This is a genomic window from Acidovorax sp., from assembly GCF_016783915.1.
GTDB lineage: Bacteria > Pseudomonadota > Gammaproteobacteria > Burkholderiales > Burkholderiaceae_C > Acidovorax.
Genome location: NZ_JADHVT010000002.1, coordinates 92705 through 111427 on the forward strand (window position 1 = coordinate 92705; position 18723 = coordinate 111427).

At 62.6% G+C, this 18723-nt stretch carries 23 protein-coding genes and 1 tRNA gene; 16 read left to right on the forward strand and 8 right to left on the reverse strand.

The window, feature by feature from the left end:
• Window positions 1-7 precede the first annotated feature (7 nt).
• From rplO to ISS20_RS01120, 9 genes are all read left to right on the forward strand, one after another.
• Window positions 8-439, forward strand: coding sequence for a 50S ribosomal protein L15 (gene rplO, locus ISS20_RS01080; RefSeq protein ID WP_015016013.1), 432 nt, complete (start codon window positions 8-10; stop codon window positions 437-439).
• A gap of 24 nt (window positions 440-463) precedes the next feature.
• Window positions 464-1783: a preprotein translocase subunit SecY gene (gene secY, locus ISS20_RS01085; RefSeq protein ID WP_291432892.1), complete on the forward strand. Its 1320-nt coding sequence runs from the start codon at window positions 464-466 to the stop codon at window positions 1781-1783.
• A 137-nt stretch (window positions 1784-1920) separates the two neighbouring features.
• Window positions 1921-2034, forward strand: coding sequence for a 50S ribosomal protein L36 (gene rpmJ / locus ISS20_RS01090; protein ID WP_005793651.1), 114 nt, complete (start codon window positions 1921-1923; stop codon window positions 2032-2034).
• Window positions 2035-2057: 23 nt separating this feature from the next.
• The gene (gene rpsM / locus ISS20_RS01095) at window positions 2058-2423 is read left to right on the forward strand and encodes a 30S ribosomal protein S13 (RefSeq protein WP_008906516.1); all 366 of its coding nucleotides are present in this window, start codon (window positions 2058-2060) and stop codon (window positions 2421-2423) included.
• 16 nt (window positions 2424-2439) lie between these two features.
• Window positions 2440-2844, forward strand: coding sequence for a 30S ribosomal protein S11 (rpsK, locus tag ISS20_RS01100; RefSeq protein WP_005793662.1), 405 nt, complete (start codon window positions 2440-2442; stop codon window positions 2842-2844).
• Between the two features lie 90 nt (window positions 2845-2934).
• Complete coding sequence (gene rpsD / locus ISS20_RS01105) at window positions 2935-3558, forward strand: 30S ribosomal protein S4 (RefSeq protein ID WP_010466299.1); 624 nt, start codon at window positions 2935-2937, stop codon at window positions 3556-3558.
• Window positions 3559-3671: 113 nt separating this feature from the next.
• Window positions 3672-4664 carry a DNA-directed RNA polymerase subunit alpha gene (rpoA, locus tag ISS20_RS01110; protein WP_005793666.1) on the forward strand — a complete coding sequence of 331 codons (993 nt, stop codon included), beginning with the start codon at window positions 3672-3674 and terminating at the stop codon, window positions 4662-4664.
• A 154-nt stretch (window positions 4665-4818) separates the two neighbouring features.
• The gene (gene rplQ / locus ISS20_RS01115) at window positions 4819-5211 is read left to right on the forward strand and encodes a 50S ribosomal protein L17 (protein WP_291432905.1); all 393 of its coding nucleotides are present in this window, start codon (window positions 4819-4821) and stop codon (window positions 5209-5211) included.
• 22 nt (window positions 5212-5233) lie between these two features.
• Window positions 5234-5310: transfer RNA gene (locus tag ISS20_RS01120), tRNA-Met, on the forward strand.
• A gap of 150 nt (window positions 5311-5460) precedes the next feature.
• On the opposite strand, the gene nhaR is transcribed toward ISS20_RS01120, so the two are convergent.
• Complete coding sequence (nhaR, locus tag ISS20_RS01125) at window positions 5461-6357, reverse strand: transcriptional activator NhaR (RefSeq protein WP_291432907.1); 897 nt, start codon at window positions 6355-6357, stop codon at window positions 5461-5463.
• 150 nt (window positions 6358-6507) lie between these two features.
• On the opposite strand from nhaR, the gene ISS20_RS01130 reads away from it, so the two are divergent.
• Complete coding sequence (locus tag ISS20_RS01130; protein WP_291432909.1) at window positions 6508-7056, forward strand: Rrf2 family transcriptional regulator; 549 nt, start codon at window positions 6508-6510, stop codon at window positions 7054-7056.
• Between the two features lie 84 nt (window positions 7057-7140).
• On the opposite strand, the gene ISS20_RS01135 is transcribed toward ISS20_RS01130, so the two are convergent.
• The 5 genes from ISS20_RS01135 to ISS20_RS01155 all read right to left on the reverse strand — a co-directional run bounded on the left by ISS20_RS01135 (window position 7141) and on the right by ISS20_RS01155 (window position 9776).
• Window positions 7141-7734, reverse strand: a complete 594-nt coding sequence (locus ISS20_RS01135; protein ID WP_291432911.1) for a MarC family protein — start codon at window positions 7732-7734, stop codon at window positions 7141-7143.
• Window positions 7731-8144 (reverse strand): VOC family protein, encoded by a 414-nt coding sequence (locus ISS20_RS01140; protein ID WP_291432913.1) that lies wholly within the window; start codon window positions 8142-8144, stop codon window positions 7731-7733. The genes ISS20_RS01135 and ISS20_RS01140 overlap by 4 nt, the downstream gene beginning before the upstream one ends.
• A 51-nt stretch (window positions 8145-8195) precedes the next feature.
• Window positions 8196-8570: a hypothetical protein gene (locus ISS20_RS01145; RefSeq protein ID WP_291432915.1), complete on the reverse strand. Its 375-nt coding sequence runs from the start codon at window positions 8568-8570 to the stop codon at window positions 8196-8198.
• A gap of 65 nt (window positions 8571-8635) precedes the next feature.
• Window positions 8636-9007, reverse strand: a complete 372-nt coding sequence (locus ISS20_RS01150; RefSeq protein WP_291432916.1) for a TraR/DksA family transcriptional regulator — start codon at window positions 9005-9007, stop codon at window positions 8636-8638.
• 121 nt (window positions 9008-9128) lie between these two features.
• On the reverse strand, window positions 9129-9776 hold the full coding sequence (locus tag ISS20_RS01155; protein WP_291432918.1) for a glutathione S-transferase: 648 nt from the start codon (window positions 9774-9776) through the stop codon (window positions 9129-9131).
• Between the two features lie 122 nt (window positions 9777-9898).
• On the opposite strand from ISS20_RS01155, the gene ISS20_RS01160 reads away from it, so the two are divergent.
• The 6 genes from ISS20_RS01160 to ISS20_RS01185 all read left to right on the forward strand — a co-directional run bounded on the left by ISS20_RS01160 (window position 9899) and on the right by ISS20_RS01185 (window position 16182).
• Window positions 9899-10264, forward strand: a complete 366-nt coding sequence (locus ISS20_RS01160; protein WP_291432920.1) for a DUF2946 family protein — start codon at window positions 9899-9901, stop codon at window positions 10262-10264.
• Window positions 10265-10344: 80 nt separating this feature from the next.
• A complete protein-coding gene (locus tag ISS20_RS01165; RefSeq protein ID WP_291432922.1) occupies window positions 10345-12675 on the forward strand; it encodes a TonB-dependent receptor in 2331 nt (776 codons plus the stop codon).
• 14 nt (window positions 12676-12689) lie between these two features.
• Window positions 12690-13250, forward strand: coding sequence for a YcnI family protein (locus ISS20_RS01170; protein ID WP_291432924.1), 561 nt, complete (start codon window positions 12690-12692; stop codon window positions 13248-13250).
• 56 nt (window positions 13251-13306) lie between these two features.
• On the forward strand, window positions 13307-13792 hold the full coding sequence (locus ISS20_RS01175) for a copper chaperone PCu(A)C (RefSeq protein ID WP_291432925.1): 486 nt from the start codon (window positions 13307-13309) through the stop codon (window positions 13790-13792).
• Window positions 13793-13897: 105 nt separating this feature from the next.
• Entirely contained in the window at window positions 13898-14767 is an 870-nt protein-coding gene (locus tag ISS20_RS01180) for a PhaM family polyhydroxyalkanoate granule multifunctional regulatory protein (RefSeq protein ID WP_291432927.1), read from the forward strand.
• Window positions 14768-14847: 80 nt separating this feature from the next.
• Window positions 14848-16182 (forward strand): FIST N-terminal domain-containing protein, encoded by a 1335-nt coding sequence (locus ISS20_RS01185; protein ID WP_291432929.1) that lies wholly within the window; start codon window positions 14848-14850, stop codon window positions 16180-16182.
• A gap of 52 nt (window positions 16183-16234) precedes the next feature.
• On the opposite strand, the gene ISS20_RS01190 is transcribed toward ISS20_RS01185, so the two are convergent.
• Both ISS20_RS01190 and ISS20_RS01195 read right to left on the reverse strand, forming a co-directional pair.
• Window positions 16235-17560 (reverse strand): hemolysin family protein, encoded by a 1326-nt coding sequence (locus ISS20_RS01190; protein WP_291432931.1) that lies wholly within the window; start codon window positions 17558-17560, stop codon window positions 16235-16237.
• Between the two features lie 240 nt (window positions 17561-17800).
• Window positions 17801-18723, reverse strand: a 923-nt coding sequence (locus tag ISS20_RS01195; protein WP_291432933.1) for an FAD-dependent oxidoreductase, incomplete at its 5' end; no start/stop codon positions are given.

Below are 18723 nucleotides of genomic sequence, written 5' to 3' on the forward strand. Positions count from 1 at the left end.
ATAGATCATGGAACTCAATAGCATCAAGCCCGCAGACGGCGCCAAGCATGCCAAGCGCCGCGTAGGCCGTGGTATCGGCTCCGGTCTGGGCAAGACCGCTGGCCGTGGTCACAAGGGCCAAAAGTCCCGCTCTGGTGGCTACCACAAGGTGGGCTTCGAAGGCGGTCAAATGCCTCTGCAACGTCGCTTGCCCAAGCGCGGCTTCAAGTCGCACCTGCTCAAGTTCAATGCAGAAGTTACGCTGACGGCGCTGGACCAACTGGGCCTGGCCGAAGTGGATGTGCTGGCACTGAAGCAAGCTGGTCTGGTGGGCGAACTGGCCAAGGTGGTCAAGGTCATCAAGAGCGGTTCCCTGACCAAGGCAGTCAAGCTGTCTGGCGTGGGCGCTACGGCTGGTGCCAAGGCAGCCATCGAAGCTGCTGGCGGCAGCGTCGCCTGAGTGTGGCACTGAAGGAAGGCATCTGTGGCTACTAGCGCGGCTCAAATTGCAAAGACCGGAAAATTCGGCGACCTGCGTCGTCGTCTGGTTTTTCTGTTGTTAGCGCTGGTCGTATACCGCATCGGGGCTCATATCCCTGTGCCAGGTATCGATCCAGCCCAACTTCAGCAGCTGTTCAGTGGCCAGCAGGGCGGCATCCTGAACCTGTTCAACATGTTCTCGGGCGGTGCGCTGTCGCGTTTCACGGTGTTCGCTCTGGGGATCATGCCGTACATCTCTGCATCGATCATCATGCAGTTGATGACATACGTGCTGCCGGCCTTTGAGCAGTTGAAGAAGGAAGGCGAAGCAGGTCGCAGAAAGATCACGCAATACACCCGTTACGGGACCTTGGGCCTGGCGCTGTTTCAGTCTCTGGGTATTGCTGTTGCTCTCGAAAGCTCTGCTGGCTTGGTTCTGAGCCCCGGCTTTGGCTTCCGCCTGACTGCAGTGGTCAGTTTGACGGCAGGAACCATGTTTCTGATGTGGTTGGGTGAGCAGATCACTGAGCGTGGCCTGGGCAACGGGATTTCGATCCTGATCTTCGGTGGTATCGCTGCCGGGTTACCCAGTTCGATCGGTGGTCTTCTGGAGTTGGTTCGTACCGGCGCCATGAGCATCCTGGCAGCCATCTTCATCGTTATCGTGGTGGGTCTGGTGACTTACTTCGTGGTGTTCGTAGAGCGTGGTCAGCGCAAGATTCTGGTGAACTATGCACGGCGACAAGTCGGCAACAAGGTGTATGGCGGTCAATCGTCGCACTTGCCCTTGAAACTGAACATGGCCGGTGTGATTCCTCCGATCTTCGCGTCGTCGATCATCTTGCTGCCTGCGACGGTGGTGAACTGGTTCAGTGCTGGTGAATCGATGCGTTGGCTCAAGGACATCTCGGGTGCACTGACTCCAGGTCAGCCAATCTACGTGATGTTCTATGCTGCTGCGATCATTTTCTTCTGCTTTTTCTACACGGCGTTGGTGTTCAACAGTCGCGAGACAGCAGATAACCTGAAGAAGAGCGGTGCGTTCATCCCAGGCATTCGTCCCGGTGAACAAACGGCCCGCTACATCGACAAGATCTTGGTTCGCCTGACCTTGGCCGGTGCTGTGTACATCACTTTCGTGTGTCTGTTGCCGGAGTTTCTGATCCTGAAGTACAACGTACCGTTTTACTTTGGTGGAACTTCGCTGCTGATTATTGTGGTGGTGACCATGGACTTCATGGCCCAGGTCCAGAACTACATGATGTCGCAACAGTACGAATCGCTGCTCAAGAAGGCTAACTTCAAAGGCAGTACAGGCGGTTGACAGCACGAGGGTAGCGCCCAGCGCTGCCCACAAAGAGTTGGATATCGATTGAGTTGGCGCCCCACGATTTTTCGCGGGCACAAATTGTGTTCCGTGCGAAGCAGCCGGGACGGATGGAAAAGTTTTAGGAGAATGCAATGAGAGTTTCGGCTTCGGTCAAAAAAATCTGCCGCAACTGCAAGATCATCCGCCGCAAGGGTGTGGTGCGCGTGATCTGCACGGATCTGCGTCACAAGCAGCGCCAAGGTTGATTGGAAAGTATTAGAGGACGCATATGGCACGTATCGCTGGCATTAACATTCCGCCGCACAAGCACGCGGAAATCGGTTTGACCGCCATTTTTGGCATTGGTCGCACCCGCGCTCGCAAGATCTGCGAAGCAACTGGTATCGCTTACTCCAAGAAGATCAAGGATCTGACGGACGGCGATCTAGAAAAAATTCGCGAGCAAATCGAGCAGTTCACCATTGAAGGTGACCTGCGCCGCGAAACCACGATGAACATCAAGCGTTTGATGGACATCGGCTGCTATCGTGGCTTCCGCCATCGCCGCGGTCTGCCAATGCGTGGTCAGCGCACCCGTACCAATGCTCGCACTCGCAAGGGTCCGCGCAAGGGTGCAGCTGCACTGAAGAAATAAAGATTGAAAGATCATCATGGCTAAGTCTCCTGCCAATAACGCAGCTCAGCGCGTTCGCAAGAAGGTCCGGAAGAATGTTTCGGACGGCATTGCACACGTGCACGCCTCGTTCAACAACACCATCATCACGATCACCGACCGTCAGGGCAACGCCCTGTCGTGGGCTTCGTCCGGTGGCCAAGGTTTCAAGGGTTCGCGCAAGTCCACCCCATTCGCAGCCCAGGTGGCTTCGGAAGTGGCTGGTCGCGCTGCCATCGATCAAGGTATCAAGAACCTGGACGTCGAAATCAAGGGCCCAGGTCCTGGTCGTGAGTCTTCGGTGCGCGCATTGGGCGCACTGGGCATCCGTATCACATCGATCTCCGATGTGACCCCGGTGCCACACAACGGCTGCCGCCCTCAAAAGCGCCGTCGTATCTAATCTCTCTAAGCCCACCGCCGCCTGTGAACGCGCAAGCGCCTCAGGCGGCTCCCGCAATGGTTTGCGGTAGATGACACAAAGGAAGCTCAAGTGGCACGTTACCTCGGCCCCAAGGCCAAACTCTCCCGCCGTGAAGGCACCGACCTGTTCCTGAAGAGCGCACGTCGTTCGATTGCCGACAAGTCCAAGTTCGACTCCAAGCCTGGTCAGCACGGCCGCACTTCGGGTGCCCGCACCTCTGACTACGGTCTGCAACTGCGTGAAAAGCAGAAGGTCAAGCGCATGTATGGCGTGCTGGAAAAGCAGTTCCGCCGTTACTTCGAAGCCGCCGACGGCAAGAAGGGTAACACTGGTGCCAACCTGCTGTTCCTGCTGGAATCCCGTCTCGACAACGTCGTGTACCGTATGGGTTTCGGCTCCACTCGCGCTGAAGCGCGTCAGCTGGTGTCGCACAAGGCGATCACCGTGAACGGCAAGTCCGTGAATATCGCTTCGTACCTCGTGAAAACGGGTGATGTGGTGGCTGTGCGCGAAAAGTCCAAGAAGCAAAACCGCGTGGTGGAAGCCCTGCAACTGGCGGCCCAAGTGGGCATGCCCGCCTGGGTGGAAGTGAATGCCGAGAAGGCAGAAGGCATCTTCAAGAAGGTGCCGGACCGCGATGAATTTGGCGCCGACATCAACGAATCGCTGATCGTTGAGTTGTACTCGCGCTAATCGGTCGAGTACGTAATTCAAGAAAACCGTCCCTAAACCGCGAGGCATCGCGGTTTAGGCGCTTCACCAGCCTTACCGGTGTAACGAGCTGGGGGTATTGAGAGGAAGTCTGAATGCAAACCAATTTGCTGAAACCCAAGGCGATCAATGTCGAGCAGCTTGGCCACAACCGTGCCAAGGTCGCACTGGAGCCGTTCGAGCGTGGGTACGGCCACACGCTGGGCAACGCCATTCGGCGCGTCCTGCTCTCGTCCATGGTGGGTTACGCAGCGACGGAAGTCACGATTGCAGGAGTGCTGCACGAGTATTCGTCCATTGACGGCGTTCAAGAGGACGTGGTCAACATCCTGTTGAACCTCAAGGGTGTGGTGTTCAAGCTCCACAACCGTGACGAAGTGACGTTGAGTCTGCGCAAGGATGGCGAAGGTGTGGTCACTGCCCGTGACATCCAGACCCCTCACGACGTGGAAATCGTCAACCCTGATCACGTGATCGCCAACCTGTCTGCTGGCGGGAAGCTGGACATGCAGATCAAGGTCGAGAAGGGCCGTGGCTATGTGCCGGGCAATCTGCGTCGCTATGCTGACGAATCGACCAAGTCGATTGGGCGCATTGTGCTGGATGCATCGTTCTCGCCAGTGAAGCGCGTGAGCTACACGGTGGAAAGCGCTCGTGTCGAGCAGCGTACCGACCTGGACAAGTTGGTTGTCGAGATCGAGACCAACGGTGCGATCACTGCCGAAGATGCCGTGCGCGCATCGGCCAAGATCCTGGTGGAACAGCTGGCGGTATTCGCACAGCTGGAAGGCGGCGAACTGGCTGCTTTCGACGCACCCGCAGGCCCACGTGGCAATGCGACGTTCGATCCGATCTTGCTGCGTCCTGTGGACGAGCTGGAACTGACCGTGCGTTCTGCCAACTGCCTGAAGGCGGAGAACATCTACTACATCGGTGATCTGATTCAGCGCACCGAGAACGAACTGCTCAAGACGCCTAACCTCGGTCGCAAGTCGCTCAACGAAATCAAGGAAGTGCTGGCATCGCGTGGTCTCACCTTGGGCATGAAGCTTGAGAACTGGCCGCCAGCAGGTCTGGACAAGCGTTAAGCCAAAGCTATAATCGAAGGCTGCCCGAAGTTTGGGCGCCCGGTTTGATGTCCCCCGCAAGGGGGACTTTTCGTTCCCTGCGGGGAACAGTGCCTCGGGCAGTACCTGATACGGCTGCCTGATTTAATTACATAGACAGTAGAAAGAAAGCACCATGCGCCACGGACACGGCCTTCGCAAACTCAACCGCACCAGCTCGCACCGCCTCGCGATGCTGCAGAACATGATGAACTCGCTCATCGAGCACGAAGTCATCAAGACCACTGTTCCCAAGGCAAAGGAACTGCGCCGCGTGATCGAGCCCATGATCACCCTGGCCAAGGAAGATTCTCTCGCCAACCGTCGCTTGGCATTCAACCGTCTGCGTGACCGTGACAGCGTGACCAAGCTGTTCAACGACCTGGGCCCGCGTTTCAAGGTGCGTCCTGGCGGCTACACCCGTATTCTGAAGATGGGCTTCCGCGTGGGCGACAATGCGCCTATGGCCCTGGTCGAATTGGTCGATCGTGCTGCAGAAACTGAAAATAATTCGGCAGCAGCTGAATAATAGGGTATAATTTATTTCTTATCGCGCGATGGAGCAGTCTGGTAGCTCGTTGGGCTCATAACCCAAAGGTCGGAGGTTCAAATCCTTCTCGCGCAACCAAAACATAGCAAATACTGCTAAAGCAAAACGCCCACTTTTTAGTGGGCGTTTTTGTTTGTGCTCTTGGTCCACGGTCAGTGGGTGGACGAGCAGACCTGTCCGGCGACAATTGTTTTGTCCTGTGGAAGGTGGTGTCGGGCCTCGACAGGCTCACCGTCCAAACAGATCCGCCTTGGCGGCCTTGGTGATGGCCACCACACAAGGGTGTGTGATGCGCCTTTCGATGGAGATCGCGAAAAACTCCTCCACCAAGTCTGAGGAGCGGCCAATAACCTCTACCCCAAACTGAGCAGTGGTCTCCTCATCCAGCACGGAGGGGGATGTGAAGATACCCCGGCCTTCCCGGCCAAAAGCATTCATCAGTGCGCTGTCGTCAAATTCACCGACCAGACGGGGTTGCAGGTGGTGCTTGTTCAGCCAGTGGTCGAGTTGCTGGCGTACGGACGACATAGGGCCCTGGATGAGCATGGGCGCACCGTGCAGGCATTCTGGGAAGGGCCCATCCAGCTGCGCCCGCAAAGCCGGGGCGCACAGAAAACTCATGCTGCTGGTGCCCAGGGGGTGGTTGAACGCTTTGACGCCGATTTTCTTGGACACTGGCTCGTCTGCCAGCACCAAGTCCAGCTTGTGCAGGCTCAGCTGCGCAATCAATTCTGGAAACTTGCCTTCGTGGCAGGTCATGTGCACGCGCTGGGGCATACCCAGCGCAGGCTCCAGCAGGTGGTAGGCCACCGACTTGGCGATCGAGTCGGCCACGCCCACCCGGAACTCCAGTGGCTTCTCCTGTCCGCGCGACAGCCGGATCGATTTTTCCAGTTCGTCACCCAGCGCAAAGATCTGCTCGGCATACCCCAGGGCCACCCGTCCCTCGCTCGTCAGCTCCAGGCCGCGCCCCCTTTTGCGGAACAGGTCGTGGCCCAGCCATTCTTCCAACTGCTTGATCTGGCCGGACAGCGTTTGCGGGGTGGTGTTGAGCTGCTCACCGGCGCGCATCACACCGCCTGCCTTGGCCACCGTCCAGAAATAGCGCAGGTGCTTGAAGTTCATACCGTCCCAACACTTCGTGTAATTCGAAGAATAAAACTCAATAAAACGAATATACGCGAAGTATAAAACTCTCTACATTGACGTTTGGCAGCTTCCGTGGCGATCTGCGCCGCGGTCTGGAGCTGCCTGTGTTCACAAGGAGTAGCAACGATGCGTATCACGACCCGAGGACAGCTGGCGGTGTCCGCCATGACCGACCTGGCACTGCGCCAGAAGATGCGGCCGGTGCCCTTGTCCACCATCAGCACACGGCAGGGGATTTCTCTGTCTTACCTTGAGCAGCTGTTCAGCGCACTGCGCCGCGCCGGCTTGGTGGACAGCACCCGGGGGCCCGGTGGCGGCTACACGCTGGCGCGGCGCGCGGAGCAGGTATCGGTGGCTGAAATCATCTTGGCGGTGGAGAACCTCAAGACCGACGAGCTGCAGAACCTGGGGCCCAGCCAGGCCGCCCAGGTCAAATCCATGACCGGTGAACTGTGGACCAGCTTCAATTCCCGGGTGATGGAATACCTGCAGTCGGTGACGCTGCAGGACCTGGTCACCCAGGCGCTGGAGCAGGGTGCTGTCGTGGAGGAGAAGACCCCCGCTGCGCGCACCAAGTTGCCCCTGGCGCACAAGCCCCGCCCGTTGATGGCGCGGGTCAACGTGCCCAACTCGGTGTTTGCTCTGGGGACCGTGCCGATCCTTCAGCGCCGCTGAAGCGGATGTCGCGATATGGTGGTGCGGAGCGCTGTCAGCGGCGCCATGCACACGATCGCCCTGGCGCGGTGCCCCAGGCGGTGGCTACAGCTGGTGGGCCAGCTGCTTGATCCCCCGGATCAGCATCTCCACCGAGATAGCTACCAGGATCAGGCCCATCAGGCGCTCAAACGCCATCACCACGCGTTCGCCCACCAGGCGCTGGATGCGTTCGGCCAGTAGCAGCACCACGGCACACACGGCCATGGTGACGCACAGCGCGGCCACCCATTCCCACCGGCGTTCCGGCGCCTGGGCCACCAACAGCATGACCGTGGCCAGTGCCGACGGGCCTGCCAGGGCAGGGATGGCGAGAGGAACGATCAACGGCTCGCCTGGCAGCTCTGTTTGCGGTCCGTCCGCCGACGGAAAGATCATGCGCAGTGCGATCAGGAACAGCACCACCGCGCCCGCAATCTGCAGCGACAGATCGCTCAGGTTCATTACCCGCAGAAACTCAGCGCCAAAAAACAGGAACACCAGCAGCAGCGCAAACGCAATCAGCACCTCCCGCAGGATCACCCGCGCCCGGCGCTCGGGCGCCACGCCGCGCAGCGCGTTGGCAAAGATGGGGATGTTGCCCAGCGGATCGGTGATCAGCAGGAGCAGGATGGTGGCTGACGCGAAGGTGTAGCTCACGCTGCGTACACCGCGTCCAGCGAGCGAAAGCCCTTGATCTCGATCGGGTTGCCGCTGGGGTCGTGGAAGAACATCGTCCACTGTTCGCCGGGCTGGCCCTCAAAACGCACCTGGGGTTCCAGCACAAAGGCGGTGCCGGCGGCCTTGAGCCGTGCGGCCAGTGCATGCCAGTCGGTCAGCTCCAGGATGGCGCCGAAGTGCGGCATGGGCACCAGATGGTCGCCCACATGCCCGGTGCGGGCGCTGGCAAACGGGATGCCCAGGTGCAACGAGATCTGGTGACCAAAAAAATCGAAGTCCACCCAGGTGTCGGTGCTGCGGCCCTCCTGGCATCCGAGCACACCGCCGTAAAAGCGTCGGGCGGCGTCCAGGTCGGTGACGTGAAAAGCGAGGTGAAAGAGGCTGCGCATCCTGCAAAGGATAGCAGCCGGGGCTGTGTTCCGGTCGCAGCGCTGAACCTGTCAGGCGACAGACGGATCGGCGGCCATGTTGTCAAACTTCTTGAAATACTGGCGCGCCATGGCCACCAGCTGGGCGTCGGTCGGGTGGTCGGCGGCCACCGAGTCCACCACCACATCGGCCACTGCCGCATGGTGCTTGGTCGCCCAGTCGCGGAACTGGTTGCGCACCAGGCCTGGGCCTGCCAGCAGCACCTCGCGGGTGTGGGTGAGTGCCTGGGCCACATCGGCAAAAAACGGCGTGAGGTCGTCGGCCTTGCCCTGGTGCTTGTGGTGGCTGCGGGACTTGATGCGCTGGGCTTCGGCGTGTTCGCGGTCGAACATCACCACATGGGCTTCGGACTGGTCCATCCAGACAACGGCGTGAAAAGTGCTCATGGGTCGGCTTTCTTGAAGTGGTGGCAAAAACGGGAAAGGAAATGGCCTGTATGCGCGAACTCTGCTCACGCAGCTCGGCGGTGTTGTTCGGCCTTTTCCTGGCAGTGCACGCAGCGTGCCGCCTCGGGCGTAGCGTGCAGGCGGGCGGCCGTGATGTGGGTACCGCAGTCCGTGCACTCGCCATAGGTGCCTGCTTCAATGCGGGCCAGGGCAGCCTCGACAGCTGCCAGATGCGCGGTTTCGCGTTCGTCGAGGGCAAATTCCAGCTCGCGCTCGGTGGCGACCTGGGCGCGGGGGTCTTCGGGTTGTCCGAAATGGTCGGCAGCGGCCTCTGCGCGGCCGATGACACCGCCGCGCTGTGCGGCCAACTGGGCCAGCAGCTCGGATTGCTGGGCCAGCAATTGCTGGAGGAACGGTGCGGCTTGGGTCTTGTCCATGCGGGGTCTCCTCTGGGTGATCGGATACCTGCATGGTGCGCCTGTGCGCCATGCCCTGCGTTGACCAAGGTCAAGGGATGGCGCTCCGTGCCCGCCTCCCTGTTTTCACCGCTGGGCGGACTCAGCGCTTGGGCGGCCGCGCCAGCATCTCGGCGGTGTTGGTCTTGCGGTCAGCGTTCACACGCTGCACGTGGGGGCGCTCGGCCATGCGGGCCAGGTATTCGCGCACCGGCAGGTCGGCCAGATAGTCGCGGCCATAGATGATTTTGGTGGCCGAGCTGACCAGCGGCAGGTGCACGATGGCAGCGCAGTCGGCCAGGGTGAAGGCGTCGCCGCCCACGTAGGGGCTGAACTTGGCCAGCTCGCCGAAGGCGGCAATGTTTTTCTCAAGCTGCGCTCCCACCTTCTCCTTGGTGGTGTCGCTCACGGTTCCGCCAAAGAAAGCCTGGGGATACAGGTTGCGTGCCACCAGCTCCAGATGCAACTCCAGAAAGGTGATCAGCTCGCGCACCTTGGCGGCCTGGTAGGGGTTGGCAGGGATCAGCGCTGGCTGCGGGTGGGCTGCCTCGATGTAGTCGGCCATCACGGCCGATTCGCACAGCGGCCCCTCGGGTGTGCGCAGGTAGGGCACCTTGCCCAGCGGGCTGGCGCTGCGGTCGGTCTCTCCCACCCAGGCCAGTTCTTCGGTGAAGGGCAGGCCCTTTTCGAGCAAGGCAAGCTTGACCTTGTTGTAGTAGTTGCTGGCCGAAAAGCCGCAGAGTGTGAGCATGGTGTTGTCTCCGTTGTGGTGGTGAATGCAGCACGCATCCTAGGTGGGGGCGGGGGCGCAGTCCGTCGCGCAGATGACCCCGGTCAAGGACTGCCCACCCAGGCCCCCTACAATCCGCACCCATGCCCTCCCTGCAAACCATTCGCAGCCTTCGCTGGCTCGCCCGCCTTGTGCTGGCGTGGTTTGTGTTGTCGATCGGCGTGGCGGTAGCGTCGCCGCTGGTCAATCCGCAGGCGATGGAGCTGATCTGTTCGGGTTCGGGCGCCATCAAGGTACTGGTCAAGACGGACGACGGCGCCAAGGAAGTGTCCGGCCACACGCTGGACTGCCCGCTGTGCGCCCAGGTGGGCGCCCCCCCTCCCGCATCGCAGGCCCAGCTGCCTGTGGCGCACCCCCTTGCGCATGCCCTGCGCCCCATCCCCGCCGCGCACATTGCTGCGCGCACTGCCGCTCCGCTGCCGCCGCGCGGGCCTCCAGTTATCTCCTGAGATTGCTATTGATTCGATAGCTTCTGGCGCATGATTTATCTGCGCTGGCGGCCTATTTGGCTTGATTTTCAGGAGTTTCCATGCGCAAAAGCCGCATGGCGCTGGCCGTGGCCAGTGCCTTTCCCCTCGCCCTTACCTTCACGGTCATCTGGGCCGTGCCCGCATTCGCCCAGAGCGCTGACAGCACCGGTGTTGGCTCCAACGCCCCCGTCAAGGAACTGGGCGTGGTTACCATCACCGGCGGCCAGCCCACCTCGCTGCCCACGCAGATCCCCACTACCATCGAGGGCGTGACGCGTGAGCAGATCGAGCATGCGATCAACGCCACCGACAGCGAAGACGCGCTCAAGTACCTGCCCAGCCTGCTGGTGCGCAAGCGCTACATCGGCGACTACAACCACGCCGTGCTGTCCACCCGCGCCTCGGGCACGGGCAACCCGGCGCGGTCCATGGTGTTTGCCGATGGCATTTTGCTGAGCAACTACCTGGGCAACGGCCCCACCAACGCGCCGCGCTGGATGCTGGTCACGCCGGAAGAAATTGAGCGCGTGGACGTGCTCTACGGCCCGTTTTCGGCCGCCTACGCAGGCAACTCGGTGGGTGCGGTGGTGGATTACGTCACGCGCATGCCGACAAAGTTCGAGGCGCACGGGCAGGTCAGCTATCAGCACCAGCCCTTTGACCTTTACAACACCAGCGGTACCTACGGCGGCAAGCAGGTGAGCGCCTCCGTGGGCAACAAGAATGGCGACTGGTCCTGGTTCCTCAACTTCAACAAGACGGACAGCGAAGGCCAGCCGCTCACCTTCCCCACGCGCCTGGTGTCTGCAGGCACCGTGGGCAATGCAGGCACGCCGGTGACGGGCGCGGTGCTGGGCAACAACCGCAGCAACCAGCCCTGGTACCTGCTGGGCACCGCCACGCAGTACCACACGCAGCAAGACCACATCAAGGCCAAGATCGCCTACGACTTTTCGCCCACCGTGCGCGCCGCCTACACCTTCGGCTGGTGGCACAACGAATCCGAGGGGCGCCCCGCCAGCTACCTGCGCGATGCCAATGGCAATGCGGTCTACAGCGGCACGGTCAACATCAATGGCCGCTCATTTGCGCTCGCGCCCACGGACTTCAATGTGTCCAACGAAGACCTCACACATTTCATGCACGGTCTGTCGGTCAAGAGCCGCACGCAGGGCGTGTTTGATTGGGAGGTGGCCGCCAGCCTGTACGACTACCAGACCGACACCCTGCGCGCCGCTACCGTGGCGCTGCCTGCCGCGCTGAACGGTGGGGCAGGGCGCATCGTCAACAGCAAGGGCACGGGCTGGAACACGCTGGCCGCCAAGGGCACCTGGCGGCCCGATGGGCTGCAGGGCACGCACATCGTGGACTTTGGCCTGCAGCGCGACAGCTACAGGTTGCGCACCATAGAGAACGCCACCAGCAACTGGATCAGCGGTGATGCAGGCGCCCGCAACCAGGCCTTCAACGGCGACACGCAGCTCATTGGCCTGTGGGCGCAAGACACCTGGAAGATCGCGCCACGGTGGAAAGCCGTGCTGGGCGCCCGCGCCGAGCGCTGGAGCGCCAGCAACGGCCAGACGGGCAACGCCACCAACACGCTGAGCCACCCCGAGCGCAACGAAACCTATCTGTCGCCCAAGGCTGCCGTGGCCTACCAGGCCAATGAGCTGTGGGTGCTCAAGGCCTCCACCGGCCGCGCCGTGCGCATGCCCACCGTGGCCGAGCTGTACCAGGGCGGCATCAGCGGCAGCGGCACACTCATCAACAACGACCCCAACCTGAGGCCCGAAAAGAGCTGGACCACCGAGCTGACGGCGGAGCGTGACTTGGGCAACGGCTTGCTGCGTCTGACGGCTTTCTTTGAGCGCACCAAGGACGCGCTTTACTCGCAAACCAATGTGCTCGTCACGCCCAATGTGACCAATGTGCAGAACGTGGACGCCATCGCTACCCGTGGCATTGAGCTGTCGTACCAGGCCGCCAATGTGTTCGTACGCGGACTGGAGCTGGGCAGCAGCCTGACCTGGACGGACTCCAAGATCACCAAAAACGACAAGTTCCCCGCCAGTGTTGGGAAGTGGCAGCCCCGCATCCCCGAGTGGCGTGCCACTGCCGTGGCCACTTATCGGCCCGATGACAAGTGGTCGTACACCCTGGGCGCGCGTTACAGCGGCAAGCAGTACAGCACGCTCGACAACAGTGACCCCAACGGTTTTGCCTACCAGGGCGCGAGCCGCTACTTCACCACCGATGTGCGCGTGCGCTACCAGATCACCAAAGCGGTCAGCGCCGCCGTGGGCATCGACAACCTCAACAACTACCAGTTCTGGAACTTCCACCCCTACCCGCAGCGCAGCTACATGGCCGAGCTGAAGGTAAGCCTCTGAAAGGAAAATATCCCATGTCTCTGAATACTATGAAAAAGATAGCTGCTGCCGCATGTTTGACTAGCGCTACAGCCTTGTTTGGCATTGCATCTGCCCATGTGGTGCTTGAATACCAAGTGGCCCCGGCCGGCGCCAGCTACAAGGCCGCGTTCAAGGTCGGCCACGGCTGCGGCGCGTCGCCCACGCGGCAGGTCGTGGTGGACATCCCCGCAGGCATGCGCGGTGCGCGCCCCATGCCCAAGCCGGGCTGGGCATTGGATGTGCAGCGCGACAAGCTGGCCCAGCCCTACAGCAGCCACGGCCGCAGCATCACCGAAGACGTGGTGCGCATCACCTGGACAGCCAAGACGCCGGAGGACATGCTGCAGAGCGCTCACTACGACGAGTTTGTGCTGGTCGCCCAGGCGCCGGAGCAGGCCGGCACTGTGTACTGGCCGGTGCGCCAGGTCTGCACCGAGGGCCGCAACGACTGGACCGAGGTGCCCAAGGCGGGCCAGAAGCTGTCAGACCTGAAGTCCCCTGCGGCAGCGCTGGAGATTCTGCCCACCGGCGGCGCCACTGCCCACAATCATTGACAGTCGGGCCCAGTCCCCCATCCCTTTTTCTTTGAGCCAACCGAAAGATAGTCACCATGAAAACACTTCTTCACACTGCAGCCGTCGTTGCCGTACTGCTCAGCACCCCTGCATGGGCGCAGACTGCCGCCGTCAAGGTCGAAGGCGCCTGGGCACGCGCCAGCGTGCAGGGCCAGAAGGCCACGGGCGCATTCATGCGCCTCACCGCCAAGGACGGCGCCCGCCTGGTGCGCGCCGAGTCGCCCGCTGCGGGACTCACCGAAGTGCACGAGATGAAGATGGAAGGCGACATCATGAAGATGCGCGCCGTGCCTGCGCTGGACCTGCCCGCAGGCAAGACGGTGGAACTCAAGCCCGGCGGCTACCACGTCATGCTGCTGGACCTGAAGGCGCCCCTGGCCAAGGACAGCTCGGTACCCATCACCCTGGTGTTCCAGGACGCCAAGGGCGTGGAAAGCAAGCTCAACCTCACAGTGCCCGTGGGCACGGCAGCCCCCGGAGGCGCTACGGCGGGCAGCATGATGGATGGGCATAAACACTGAGGTGACAGCCGCCGTAGCGCCTTCGCGGGCGCAACGCATTGGAGTAAGCTGTGACTCCTCAGAACCTTCAGCAGGTTCTCACGACCCATCTCTTGCGGAGCGGCCATGAGCGACACATCCAACTTCGGTTTCGGCAAATTCGTCCCCGGTTTTGACTTTCTGCAAAGCCTTGCCAAGGGGGCGTCCAGCAGCATTCCGCAGTTGCCCAACCTCAGCAATTGGGTGGCGCCCACCATCAGCGTCGAAGAGCTGGAAAAGCGCATCGACGAACTCAAGGCCGTGCAGTTCTGGCTGGAGCAGAACTCGCGTGCACTCTCTGCCACCATCCAGGCGCTGGAGGTGCAGAAGATGACCCTGGCCACCCTCAAGGGCATGAACTTCAGCATGGGCGATGTGGCCAACGCCTTCAAGCTCAAGACGGCCGACACTGTGATGAGTGGTGTGCAAAAGGCTGCCGATACCGTGAGTGGCGCCGCCGAGGCTATGGCTGGCGCTGCTGCCCGCGTGACGGGCCGCGCCAGTGCCGCCAACGAGTCCGAGGAAGAGGCCGATGACGCTGAGCCCGCCGCTCCACCGGCCAAAGGCAAAGCCAAGGGCAACGCAACGGCTGCGGCCGAGCCTGCGGTGGTGGACCCGATGCAGTGGTGGGGGGCGCTCACCAGCCAGTTCCAGCAGATCGCCACCAACGCCATGAAGGACGCGGCCAAGCAGACGGCCATCGACACCACCAAGAATATGGCCACAGGCCTGGCCAAGGAAGCGCTCAAAACGGCGACCGGCATGGCCAGCCAGTTCGCGGCCAAGGGCATGCAGACCATGCAGGGCGGTGCCAAGCGCGCTGCAGCATCATCAGCGGGCACTGCCAAAAAATCCGCTGCAGCCAAGAAGCCCGCAGCCCGCAAAACCACCACGAAACCCGCCGCCAAAAAGGCCAGCAGCACCCGCAGCCCGGCCGCCCGCAAGCGAGCGGGCTGACGCCAAGGCGGGGGCGGGTGTGGCAACCCGCAGGTGGCGCAACACTGGCCCACCCCCGCCCCGGCATGGAGATCATCACCATGAAACTATTCCCCACTGGTCATGCCACCCACCCGCAGTGGCGCATGGCCGCTGCGCTGGTGCTGGCGCAGTTGCGCGCCCAGATGGCGCTGCCCGACTACGCATCGGCGCCCACCCTGGGCCTGCTGTACATCACCGACCACTATGCCAACGAGGCCCAGGCGCTGCTCGACTACTTGAGCAGTGAACTGCCCGAGGTGACCGACTGGAGCGGTACCGTGGGCGTTGGCGTGTCGGCCAACAACGCCGAATACTTTGACGAGCCCGCGCTGTCGGTCATGCTGCTGGATGTGCCCTCCGACCAGTACCGCGTGTTTTCTGGCGTGGCGCCGCTGCCCGCCCATGCGCCGCATGCCGGCGCAGGCTTTGTGGCCCACACGGCGCTGGTGCATGCCGACGGCCACACGCCGGAACTGGCCGAACTGCTGACCGAGATGGCGGCGCGCACTGACACGGGCTACCTGTTTGGTGGCCTCAGCGCCAGCCGCACGGCCAGCGTGCAGTTTGCCGTGGGCGGCGACGGCAACATGGCTGGGCAGGGCGGTGCCAGCGGGGTGTTTGACGGCGGCCTCTCGGGCGTGGCGTTTGGCGCAGGTGTGTCGCTGGTGTCGAGGGTCACGCAGGGCTGCCAGCCCGTAGGCGCACTCCACACCATCACTGCCGCGCAGGACAACGTGGTGCTTGCGCTGGATGGCGAGCCTGCGCTGGATGTGCTGCTCGATACGCTGCAGGTCTCGCTCGACGGTGGCGACCCGCAGCCCGCGCTGCGCAAGGTGCGCGCCACGCTGGCGGGGCTGGTCAGTGCGGGTGAGCAGCCACAGGGCCAGCGTCGCACCGGCCACTTTGGCACCGACACGCGCGTGCGCCATATTCTGGGGTTGGACGGCTCCCGCCGGGGCGTGGCCCTGGCCGACCATGTGGAGCCCGGCATGCACCTGGCGTTCTGCCAGCGCAACGTGGCTGCCGCGCGGGCGGACCTCATGCGCATCTGCGCCGAGATCCGCGAAGAGCTATCGCCCGAGGAGCTGGAGCCCGCGCCGATGGTGGCGTCCGGCGCGCCAGGAGAGCTGGCCGCAGCGCCGGGCGTTGCCGGACATGCTGGAGCGCAACCCCAGATGGGGCGGCGCATTTGCGGCGCGATCTATGTGAGCTGCTCGGGCCGGGGCGGGCCGCATTTTGGTGGGCCCAGCGCCGAGCTGCAGATCGTGCGCCATGCGCTGGGCGATGTGCCACTGGCCGGTTTTTTTGCGGGCGGCGAGATCGCCCACCACCATCTGTACGGCTACACCGGCGTGTTGACCGTGTTTGTGGACGGCGAACCCTCACCGTCCTGATGTAGACGAGGGGGCTGGCTGGCGCAGCAGCCCCCGCCATCGTCAACGCCGGTCAGCCCGCGCCGTTCTCGTCGGACTCGGCTTTTTCTTCGGGCGTCAGCCGCGTGGCCAGGATCTTGTCGATGGTCTTGCCATCCATGTCCACCACCTCGAGCTTCCAGTCCTCCCACTGCACCGTGTCGGTCACCTTGGGCAGGCGACCGGTCAGCAGCATGATCATGCCGCTCAGCGTGTGGTAGCGGCCGCGCTCTTCCTCGGGCACGGTGTCCAGGTTCAGGCGGTCTTTCAGTTCGGGCACGGGGATGTGGCCGTCCAGCAGCCAGCTGCCGTCCTCGCGCTGCAGCGCCCACGAGGTCTCCGGGTCGCGCGGCTGGAACTCGCCCGTGATCGCCTCGATGAGGTCCTGCAGCGTCACGATGCCCTGCACCTCGCCGTATTCGTCGATGACAAAGGCCATGTGCACGTCGGACAGGCGGAAGTTGTCCAGCAGCTCCATGCCCGTGATGGTCTCGGGCACATACAGCGCTGTCTGCAGTGGCTGGTCGGCCAGGCTGCCACGCGCCTTGTCGCGCAAGGTGCGGGACAGCCACTGGCGCGCGTTGATCACGCCCAGAATGTTGTCCATGCCGCCGCGCACCACTGGAAAGCGTGCGTGGTCGGACTCTTCAATGCATTGGAGGTTGTCTTCAAACGGGGCATCGATGTCCAGACACACCACATCCCCGCGCGGCACCATCAGCGAGCCGATCTGGCGGTCGTCCAGGCGGAACACGTTGCGCACCATGGTGTGCTCGTGCGACTCGATCACGCCGGCGGTGGTGCCTTCGACCAGCATGGCGTGGATCTCTTCCTCAGTCACCGGGCTGCCGCTGGTTTCCTTCACGCCCATCAGGCGCAGCAGCGTGCGTGTGGACGTGGACAGCAGCAGCACAAAGGGCTTGGTGGCCAGCGCCAGAAAGTTGATGGGCCGCGCCACCAGGCGGGCGAAGGTCTCGGGGTACGACTGGCCGATGCGCTTGGGCACCAGTTCACCCACCACGATGGAGAAGTACGTGATCAGCACCACCACCAGGCCGGTGGCTGCATAGCCACCGTAGGGCAATGGCACCCCCAGGCGTTCCAGCCATGAGGCCAGCGGCGCGGCCAGCGCGGCCTCGCCCACGATACCGTTCAGGACACCGATCGACGTGATGCCGATCTGGATCGTGGAAAGAAAACGCGTGGGGTCTTCTCCCAGCTTCACGGCAGCGGCGGCGCCGCTATCGCCCTCATCAATCAGCTTTTGCAACCGCACCTTGCGGGCCGTGACCAGAGCGATCTCTGACATGGCAAACAGGCCGTTGAGACAGATGAGGGCGAACAGTATTGCTATTTCCATACAAAGGGCGCCTTGCGCGCCCTTGGGAGTTGATCAACGGGACATTGTAAGAACCTGTGGCGACAGCCCCCATTTTTGCCACCGGAAAGTGTGGTGCGGCCGCCGCGTTGCAGGCACTCCCGCTCGCTGCCCGGCGCGCAGAGTGCGCAGGTTGTGGAGGGGGTTGAGGTGATTTAGGGCTGTAGCGCTTGCTGCATAAGCGCTAGCAGCTATAAAAAACGGAGTATCGCAGTGGTGTGCTCAGCGCGCGCCTTGCGCACTGAGCAGTGCAGGTGCGTCGCCCCGTGCCAGCCCGGCAAAGTCAAAGTCCACCTCGGGCGCCAGGCCGCTCACGATGCGCGCGAGCGACTTGCCCGAGCCACAGGCATGTGTCCAGCCCAGCGTGCCGTGGCCAGTGTTGAGGAACAGGTTGGCTACTTTGGTCTTGCCGATCAGCGGCACGTTGCTGGGCGTGGCGGGGCGCAGGCCGGTCCAGAACTGCGCCTGGGTGGCATCGCCCGCGCCGGGGAAGAGCTGTTCCACGCGCCGCACGATGGCGTCGCAGCGCACCTGGTTCAGGTGGCGGTCATAGCCGTTGAGTTCTGCCGTTCCCGCAATGCGCAGGCGGTCACCTCGCTCGCTGGTGTAGCGCGAGAACACGAGCTTGAACTCGTCGTCCGTCAGGCTCACCTGGTGCGCCTTGCTCGCGTCCTTCACCGGCATGGTCACCGAGTAGCCCTTGGCGGGGTAGATGGGCAGGTGGATGCCCAGCGGCTGGGCCAGCAGCGGGCTGAATGAGCCCATGGCCAGCACAAACGCATCGCCGCGCACGCGCTCGAAGCGGCCTTCTGCATTGGTCACTTCCACATGGTCAATGCGCCCAGCCACCTCGCGCAGTGCGGTGACGTGGTGGCCCAGGCGGAACTGCACGCCGGCTGCTTCGCACAGCTTGGCAAGCTCGCGCGTGAACTGGTTGGCATCGCCCGACTCGTCTTCGGCCGTGAACGTGGCCCCCGCCAGCTGCGGGCGGATGTGGGCGAGGGCCGGCTCGATGCGCACGGCCTCATCGGCGCTGATGACCTGGCGCTCGCAGCCCAGGGCGCGCATCTGCTCGGCCGGGCCCAGGGCGCCGTCGAATTCCTTGGCGTTGGTATAGAAGTGCAGGATGCCCTGCGTGCGCTGGT

Bases quoted from the DNA above. Each gene is read 5' to 3' on its own strand.
- rpsM (WP_008906516.1), top strand. From the start codon at position 2,058: ATGGCACGTATCGCTGGCATTAACATTCCGCCGCACAAGCACGCGGAA.
- rplQ (WP_291432905.1), top strand. From the start codon at position 4,819: ATGCGCCACGGACACGGCCTTCGCAAACTCAACCGCACCAGCTCGCAC.
- ISS20_RS01180 (WP_291432927.1), top strand. From the start codon at position 13,898: ATGAGCGACACATCCAACTTCGGTTTCGGCAAATTCGTCCCCGGTTTT.
- ISS20_RS01160 (WP_291432920.1), top strand. From the start codon at position 9,899: ATGCCCTCCCTGCAAACCATTCGCAGCCTTCGCTGGCTCGCCCGCCTT.
- ISS20_RS01190 (WP_291432931.1), bottom strand. From the start codon at position 17,560: ATGGAAATAGCAATACTGTTCGCCCTCATCTGTCTCAACGGCCTGTTT.
- rpmJ (WP_005793651.1), top strand. From the start codon at position 1,921: ATGAGAGTTTCGGCTTCGGTCAAAAAAATCTGCCGCAACTGCAAGATC.
- ISS20_RS01150 (WP_291432916.1), bottom strand. From the start codon at position 9,007: ATGGACAAGACCCAAGCCGCACCGTTCCTCCAGCAATTGCTGGCCCAG.
- ISS20_RS01140 (WP_291432913.1), bottom strand. From the start codon at position 8,144: ATGCGCAGCCTCTTTCACCTCGCTTTTCACGTCACCGACCTGGACGCC.
- rpoA (WP_005793666.1), top strand. From the start codon at position 3,672: ATGCAAACCAATTTGCTGAAACCCAAGGCGATCAATGTCGAGCAGCTT.
- ISS20_RS01145 (WP_291432915.1), bottom strand. From the start codon at position 8,570: ATGAGCACTTTTCACGCCGTTGTCTGGATGGACCAGTCCGAAGCCCAT.
- ISS20_RS01165 (WP_291432922.1), top strand. From the start codon at position 10,345: ATGCGCAAAAGCCGCATGGCGCTGGCCGTGGCCAGTGCCTTTCCCCTC.
- ISS20_RS01155 (WP_291432918.1), bottom strand. From the start codon at position 9,776: ATGCTCACACTCTGCGGCTTTTCGGCCAGCAACTACTACAACAAGGTC.
- ISS20_RS01175 (WP_291432925.1), top strand. From the start codon at position 13,307: ATGAAAACACTTCTTCACACTGCAGCCGTCGTTGCCGTACTGCTCAGC.
- rplO (WP_015016013.1), top strand. From the start codon at position 8: ATGGAACTCAATAGCATCAAGCCCGCAGACGGCGCCAAGCATGCCAAG.
- nhaR (WP_291432907.1), bottom strand. From the start codon at position 6,357: ATGAACTTCAAGCACCTGCGCTATTTCTGGACGGTGGCCAAGGCAGGC.
- ISS20_RS01170 (WP_291432924.1), top strand. From the start codon at position 12,690: ATGTCTCTGAATACTATGAAAAAGATAGCTGCTGCCGCATGTTTGACT.
- rpsK (WP_005793662.1), top strand. From the start codon at position 2,440: ATGGCTAAGTCTCCTGCCAATAACGCAGCTCAGCGCGTTCGCAAGAAG.
- ISS20_RS01185 (WP_291432929.1), top strand. From the start codon at position 14,848: ATGAAACTATTCCCCACTGGTCATGCCACCCACCCGCAGTGGCGCATG.
- ISS20_RS01130 (WP_291432909.1), top strand. From the start codon at position 6,508: ATGCGTATCACGACCCGAGGACAGCTGGCGGTGTCCGCCATGACCGAC.